Below are 1,509 nucleotides of genomic sequence, written 5' to 3' on the forward strand. Positions count from 1 at the left end.
TGTCCGTCGTCAGGACATTTGGCGCAATGGGCATGGAGATTTAGCGGAGTTTCGGCCTCGCCCCTTGGTTGACTTTATGCGGCGAGTTTTCGGTGCTGCAAGCGCCGGAGTTCGATTGTCTGTCGTTTGATCCTTTCTCGTTGTTCGATGATGGCAGAGGCTCTGCCGAAGTAGGCGTCGGCCGGCGTGACGTTGCCAAGGCTCTCGTGGTGGCGTCGGTGATTGTAATGCTCGATGAAGGCTTCGATCTGGCGTTCGAGATCGCCCGGCAGGAAGTAGTTCTCCAGCAGGATGCGGTTCTTGAGCGTCTGATGCCAGCGCTCGATCTTGCCCTGGGTCTGAGGATGAAGCGGCGCGCCGCGGACATGGCTCATGCCGTTGGCGTCGATCCATTCGGCGAGTTCGCTGGCTATGTAGGACGGCCCGTTGTCGCTGAGCAGCTTTGGCTTGTGCAACACTCTGGCGCTGTCGCAGCCTGAAGCCGTAAGCGCCAGTTCCAGCGTGTCGGTGACGTCCTCGGCGCGCATGGTCGTGCACAGCTTCCAGGCGATGATGTAGCGGGAGAAGTCGTCGAGCACCGTCGACAGATAGACCCAGCCCCAGCCGATGATCTTGAAGTAGGTGAAGTCCGTCTGCCACATCTCGTTTGGCCTCGTGGTCTTGTCCCTGAACTCATCGGCGGCCTTGATGACGACGAAGGCCGGGCTGGTGATGAGGTCATGGGCCTTGAGCAGACGATAGACGGTGGCCTCGGACACGAAGTAGCGCTTCTCGTCGGTGAAGCGCACCGCCAGCTCGCGCGGTGATAGCTCGGAGTGCTCCAGCGCCATATCGATGATCTGGCTCTGGACCTCGGCACCGATCCGGTTCCAGACGCGGCTCGGTCGGGAAGGACGGTCCTCCAACGCCTCCGGGCCGCCTTCGACATAGCGGTCATACCAGCGGTAGAAGGTGCGCCGCGCAATACCGAGTTGATCCAGTGTCTTCTTCGCCGGAAGGTGTGACTGCTCGACGATCCTGATGATCTCGAGCTTTTCGGATGCAGGGTATCTCATTCGTCGTCGCCCCCATCCGCGATCATGCTTTTTTTCAGCAGGCGGTTCTCGAGCGTCAGATCGGCGACCGCTTCCTTCAGTGCGCGGGCCTCGCGACGAAGGTCCTGGACTTCTCCGGTCGTCGCTGCTCTGGCCGTATCTCCGGCCAGCCGCCTCTTGCCGGCTTCCAGGAATTCCTTCGACCAGGTGTAGTAGAGGCTCTGGGCGATCCCCTCCTTGCGGCACAACTCGGCGATGCTGTCTTCGCCACGAAGACCGTCCAGCACGATCCTGATCTTGTCTTCCGAGGAAAAGTGCCGCCGTGTCGCCCGGCGGATGTTTTTGACCAAATGCTCGGCGGAGCGTTTGCCGCCAGTCGTCTTCGTATTCATGTTCGTTCCTTCGTCTTCGACGAGAACCGAACACTCCTTAAATCACACCCTCAACTCTGTGCCATAGGCGCTGATCCCGAACA

Annotated in this window: 1 protein-coding gene; it reads right to left on the minus strand. The window is 60.1% G+C overall.

From position 1 onward, the window contains the following. Positions 1-74: 74 nt before the first annotated feature. Positions 75-1,426 (minus strand): IS3 family transposase gene (locus GTK01_RS20850; RefSeq protein ID WP_252929772.1). Its coding sequence is split into 2 segments (ribosomal slippage): positions 75-1,090 and positions 1,090-1,426, totalling 1,353 coding nucleotides; the frame shifts between segments, so codons are not numbered across the junction. Between the last annotated feature and the right edge of the window lie 83 nt (positions 1,427-1,509).

The organism is Aliihoeflea sp. 40Bstr573 (assembly GCF_024105655.1).
Classification (GTDB): Bacteria; Pseudomonadota; Alphaproteobacteria; order Rhizobiales; family Rhizobiaceae; genus Aliihoeflea.